Below are 5,333 nucleotides of genomic sequence, written 5' to 3' on the forward strand. Positions count from 1 at the left end.
GTTCAGGAACACGATGATGTACGGAACGCCTACCTGACGACCCAGCAGGATGTGCTCACGGGTCTGCGGCATCGGGCCGTCAGTCGCAGCAACAACCAGGATAGCGCCGTCCATCTGAGCAGCACCGGTGATCATGTTTTTCACATAGTCAGCGTGGCCCGGGCAGTCAACGTGCGCGTAGTGACGGGTCGGGGTTTCATACTCAACGTGAGAAGTGTTGATGGTGATACCACGAGCCTTCTCTTCCGGCGCGTTATCGATCTGATCGAACGCACGAGCCTGGCCACCGTATTTCTTGGACAGAACGGTGGTGATTGCTGCAGTCAGGGTGGTTTTACCGTGGTCAACGTGACCGATGGTGCCCACGTTTACGTGCAGTTTGTTACGTTGAAATTGCTCTTTAGCCATCGCTTGTCCCTCTAAGACACGGATATATCAAAGATATCATCACATCAACCAGGCGGTGCCTGACTGTTTGGTTTTACAGAGAGAGAATCAGGAGGGAGATAAAGGAAATGGTGCTGATACCCAGAATCGAACTGGGGACCTCACCCTTACCAAGGGTGCGCTCTACCGACTGAGCCATATCAGCACATTTGGAGCGGGCAGCGGGAATCGAACCCGCATCATCAGCTTGGAAGGCTGAGGTAATAGCCATTATACGATGCCCGCATCCTGGAACTCGGCTACCTGTTCTTTCTGTAGCTTATGAATAATAAAAGAAGAACCCTTATTATTCGAGCCTGTCAGATTACCTGACCGACCTTGACTGCGCCTTTGCTCAGTCTGAATGTGGGGTGAGGAGTTAGCGTCTCACCTGCCAGATGCCTGCTTTCGCATCATCTGACCTCAACCAGGGGGTTGAGATGGTGGTGGGAGAAGGATTCGAACCTTCGAAGTCTGTGACGGCAGATTTACAGTCTGCTCCCTTTGGCCGCTCGGGAATCCCACCTACTTGATTGGTGCCGGCTACCGGAATCGAACTGGTGACCTACTGATTACAAGTCAGTTGCTCTACCAACTGAGCTAAGCCGGCATCAAGTGACGCGCATTCTAGGAAGTGCGGGTGCAGGATGCAACAAAAAAATGAGCAAAATCGCCTCTTCGCCTACTATTTGTGCAATTCTTCGCAGTTTACTGGAATTGTGTAGAAAAAACGCCCGATCATGGTGATTTTTTATCCAGTAATAATGTCGCTTAATCCTTTATCCTGTTCTCTGTTTCCGGCGCTGTTGCCAAAGAGGAATAAAATTTCCTGCCGGATACAGGCTTTTGCCATTTCAATAACCAATCTCAGGCCGTCCACCCTGTGCAAAGCGTTGTCCCTCAGAGAATGTTTACTGCAAAAGGCTTACCTCGGGTTAGCCTCAGGACGAGGTCTCAAGCCTCTGAGCCACAAGAAAATGTGGGCACGGTTACGAAAGCGGACTCGCATCTATCTTTTTGCTTCTTTTTAACGCCGCACTGGTGTTAACCTCCTGCCCATTGTTCCCCGTAAATTTTCCTTATGATGTGCAACTGAGTTCAACGCATCGCTGTATGCTCTCTGCTGCAACATGTTGATGAGCCTGGATTTGCTGTCAGATGCATACTTATGAGTAAATCAAATACATCACTGACCACGCCTTATCTACAGTTCACCCGTGCGCAATGGGCTGCGCTGCGTAATTCCGTGCCGATGACGTTGACAGAAGAAGAGATTACGCAACTCAAAGGGATCAACGAAGATCTCTCTCTGGAAGAGGTGGCAGAAATCTACTTGCCCTTATCGCGTTTGCTGAATTTCTATATCAGCTCTAATGTGCGTCGTCAGGCGGTGCTGGAGCAATTTCTCGGCACCAATGGACAAAGGATTCCCTATATCATCAGCGTCGCCGGTAGCGTTGCCGTGGGTAAAAGCACCACGGCGCGCGTGCTGCAAGCCCTTCTCAGCCGCTGGCCTGAACATCGCAAGGTTGAGCTAATCACTACCGATGGCTTTCTTCATCCTAATGCCGTTCTGAAAGAACGCGGATTGATGAAGAAGAAAGGCTTCCCGCAATCTTATGATATGCACCGGCTGGTGAAGTTTGTTTCCGATCTGAAATCAGGCGCAAAACAGGTTACCGCACCGGTTTACTCTCATCTGAGCTATGATGTTATCCCGGACGGCGATAAAGTCGTACAGCAGCCGGATATCCTCATTCTTGAAGGTTTAAACGTTCTGCAGAGCGGCATGGATTATCCCCATGATCCTCATCGCGTTTTTGTTTCGGATTTTGTCGATTTTTCTATTTATGTTGATGCGCCAGAGGATTTGCTGCAAAGCTGGTACATTAATCGCTTCCTGAAGTTTCGTCAGGGCGCATTCAGCGACCCCGATTCCTATTTCCACAATTATGCCAAACTTTCTGAGCAGGAAGCCGTTCAGATTGCCGCCAGCCTGTGGAAAGAGATTAACTGGTTGAATTTACAGAAAAATATCCTACCGACGCGCGAACGTGCCAGCCTGATTATGACCAAAAGCGCTAATCATGAAGTGGAACGAGTGCGACTGCGGAAATAATCTGAACAGTAAAAACCAGGACGTTTAAATAATTTTGCGCCATCGGCATCAAAGCAAATTTTATTTTCGCATTGCTGGCTTATTTATATTTTCGGGATAAGCGGCATAACCTCAAAATAAATGCGGTTTGCAGCAAAAGGTCGCGGAATGCTATGGCCTGACAGGCTCAGGCCTTATTTCCATTCTTAGCGCACGTTTACTGAGGACGTAATGAAATCTCGCCACCAACCCAAGATTTGATTTCACCCTCCTGTTCCAGCAACAGCCCACCCTGCTTATCCACGCCGCGTGCGATACCATGTACTTCTCGCTCGCCCATAATCAGCTTAACCGGGCGATCGATAAAATTATCCAGCGCTGGCCAACGATCGATAAAGGGTGTAAAGCCCTCCTGCTCAAACTGCGACAGCGCCTCACGCAGACGATTTATCAAGCGAGCAGCCAGCTGGTTACGATCGATTTTGACACCCGCCTCCTGCAGGTTAATCCAACCCTGGTTAACTACGGATTCGTCTGGCGTACGCATCGAGAGATTAATGCCTGCGCCAATGACCAGCTGCGCCGCATCACCGGTTTTTCCCGTTAGCTCAACCAGAATACCGGCCAGTTTGCGATCGTGCAGGTAAAGGTCGTTAGGCCATTTTACGCGCACATCTTTCGCACCCAGCTCCTTTAACACTTCCGCCATCACGATACCAATAACCAGACTCAGCCCCATCGCCGCAGCAGGCCCCTGTTCCAGCCGCCAGTACATCGACATATAAAGGTTGGCGCCAAATGGAGAAAACCACTGCCTGCCGCGTCGTCCGCGTCCTGCCTGTTGATATTCAGCAATACACGCGTCGCCGGAATTCAGCTCTGCCATTCTCTCCAACAAATATTGGTTGGTAGAATCGATAACCGGAATAACTGCCAGATGAGGGTGATGCAACTGCGCCAAAATTTCAGTCTCGTTCAGCAGCTGTACAGGAGCCGGTAAGCTATATCCTTTACCCGTTACGGTATAAACATCCAAGCCCCAGCCTTTTAACGTCTGGATATGTTTGTTGATGGCTGCGCGGCTCATGCCCAACGTCGTACCCAGTTGCTCGCCAGAGTGAAACTCGCCGTCTGAAAGGATCGATACCAGTTTTAGCGGGATACTATGGTCTTTCATGAAATTACCTCAACCGCGTTACATTCGCCCTGAGCGCCAACAAATCGCACTTCAGGCTCCAGCCAGACGCCAAATTTATCGCCTACACGCTGACGCACGTAATGTGCCAACGCCACAATGTCTTGTGGTGTGGCGTTCTCTTCGTTGATAAGTACCAGCGCCTGTTGGCGATGAACCGCAGCGCCGCCAATGCGATGGCCCTTGAGCTGGCACCGATCGATCAGCCAGCCAGCCGCGAGTTTTACTTCGCCATTGGTTTGTGGGTAGCGCGGTATATCAGGCCAGCTATCTGACAGCAGATCCATGTGTTCTGCGCTGATAAGAGGGTTTTTGAAAAAGCTGCCGACATTGCCCGTCACGCGCGGATCGGGCAATTTACTTTTACGCATCTGGCAAACTGCATCAAACACCTCATGCGCAGTAACGGTTGCCGGATTGAGGCGGGTAAGTTCGCCGTAGGTTAATACCGGCTGCCACTGTTTATGCAGTTTCAAACCAACCGCTACAATAGCGTAGCCCTGCTGATACTGATGTTTAAAGATGCTGTCGCGATAGCTGAACTGACACTCGTCCTGATACAGCCGCTCTGTCTGCCCATTCTGTAAACGCAGAACATCTACGTACTCACACACATCCTTCAACTCAATGCCATAGGCGCCAATGTTCTGGATCGGCGCAGATCCGACGAGGCCCGGAATTAAAGCAAGATTTTCCAGACCAGGAATACCCTTTCTCAGCGTGGTTTCGACCAGCTGGTGCCAGTTTTCGCCTGCACCAATATGGAGATGCCAGCTTTCATATTTTTCTGTAATTTCAACGCCTTTAATACGGTTGACGACGACCGTACCAGCAAAATTTTCGAGAAAAAGTACGTTGCTGCCTTCACCCAGCAATAAAAAAGGTTTATGGGTTTGCTGGCTCGCTTGCCAGGCCTGCGTAATAGCTTCTGGCGTATCGGCAAGCACGATGGTGTCTGCAGCGACATTCATACCCAGGGTGTTGAAAGGTTTTAACGAAGAGTTTGGGCTGGACATTTCACGGCCTTAACGAATTAAACTGCGCGTAGTTTACCCTATCAGGTCAGGCTTGTTTGGATGATTTCGTGATATTGGCAATAGTGTGATGGCGAGATAGCGGCTTTTTTATGCGGCAAATTTTATCAGCAAATACGAAAAAGCCCCGTACGTCAGTACGGGGCTTCGTCGCGATTTGATGCCTGGCAGTTCCCTACTCTCGCATGGGGAGACCCCACACTACCATCGGCGCTACGGCGTTTCACTTCTGAGTTCGGCATGGGGTCAGGTGGGACCACCGCGCTACAGCCGCCAGGCAAATTCTTTGTGCTCTGTCCTGTGTCTTTTACGCTCTGACTGTGTTGGCCGCATTCGCGTCACTCAGTCACATACTTCAGTATGCTCCTTCGTGCCGTCTCATTTGCCGCCTTGTCACAGCGTAAAATCCTTCGGACTTTAATCCGCAAAACAAGCTGAAATTCTCTCAAAAAACGCCTCTGGCGTTGTAAGGTTAAGCCTCACGGGTCATTAGTACCGGTCAGCTCAATGCATCGCTGCACTTACACATCCGGCCTATCAACGTCGTCGTCTTCAACGTCCCTTCAGGACCCTCTGGGGG

At 50.3% G+C, this 5,333-nt stretch carries 4 protein-coding genes, 4 tRNA genes and 2 rRNA genes; 1 reads left to right on the forward strand and 9 read right to left on the reverse strand.

What is annotated here, in order from left to right; translation table 11 throughout:
* The 5 genes from ABU178_RS20280 to ABU178_RS20300 form a co-directional block, all read right to left on the reverse strand.
* On the reverse strand, window positions 1–408 hold a 408-nt coding region (locus ABU178_RS20280; protein ID WP_397218331.1), incomplete at its 3' end, for a GTP-binding protein.
* Between the two features lie 108 nt (window positions 409–516).
* Window positions 517–592, reverse strand: a tRNA-Thr gene (locus tag ABU178_RS20285).
* Window positions 593–597: 5 nt separating this feature from the next.
* Window positions 598–672 (reverse strand) — tRNA-Gly (locus ABU178_RS20290).
* A gap of 195 nt (window positions 673–867) precedes the next feature.
* Window positions 868–952: transfer RNA gene (locus ABU178_RS20295), tRNA-Tyr, on the reverse strand.
* 8 nt (window positions 953–960) lie between these two features.
* Window positions 961–1,036, reverse strand: a tRNA-Thr gene (locus ABU178_RS20300).
* 558 nt (window positions 1,037–1,594) lie between these two features.
* Here ABU178_RS20300 and coaA point away from each other — a divergent pair.
* Entirely contained in the window at window positions 1,595–2,545 is a 951-nt protein-coding gene (gene coaA / locus ABU178_RS20305; protein ID WP_397218333.1) for a type I pantothenate kinase, read from the forward strand.
* Between the two features lie 196 nt (window positions 2,546–2,741).
* Here coaA and birA read toward each other — a convergent pair whose 3' ends face one another.
* From birA to ABU178_RS20325, 4 genes are all read right to left on the reverse strand, one after another.
* On the reverse strand, window positions 2,742–3,701 hold the full coding sequence (birA, locus tag ABU178_RS20310; RefSeq protein WP_397218335.1) for a bifunctional biotin--[acetyl-CoA-carboxylase] ligase/biotin operon repressor BirA: 960 nt from the start codon (window positions 3,699–3,701) through the stop codon (window positions 2,742–2,744).
* Window positions 3,698–4,735: a UDP-N-acetylmuramate dehydrogenase gene (gene murB, locus ABU178_RS20315; protein WP_397218337.1), complete on the reverse strand. Its 1,038-nt coding sequence runs from the start codon at window positions 4,733–4,735 to the stop codon at window positions 3,698–3,700. Before murB ends, birA begins: the two co-directional genes overlap by 4 nt.
* Window positions 4,736–4,915: 180 nt before the next feature.
* Window positions 4,916–5,031, reverse strand: a 5S ribosomal RNA gene (gene rrf, locus ABU178_RS20320).
* A 190-nt stretch (window positions 5,032–5,221) separates the two neighbouring features.
* A 23S ribosomal RNA gene (locus tag ABU178_RS20325) occupies window positions 5,222–5,333 on the reverse strand; the annotation flags it as partial.

The sequence above is a fragment of the Pantoea osteomyelitidis genome (assembly GCF_044342975.1).
In the GTDB taxonomy this organism is placed as follows: domain Bacteria; phylum Pseudomonadota; class Gammaproteobacteria; order Enterobacterales; family Enterobacteriaceae; genus Pantoea; species Pantoea osteomyelitidis.

Excerpts from the sequence above, each read along its gene's own strand:
- birA (WP_397218335.1), bottom strand. The coding sequence starts at position 3,701 with ATGAAAGACCATAGTATCCCGCTAAAACTGGTATCGATCCTTTCAGAC.
- murB (WP_397218337.1), bottom strand. The coding sequence starts at position 4,735 with ATGTCCAGCCCAAACTCTTCGTTAAAACCTTTCAACACCCTGGGTATG.
- coaA (WP_397218333.1), top strand. The coding sequence starts at position 1,595 with ATGAGTAAATCAAATACATCACTGACCACGCCTTATCTACAGTTCACC.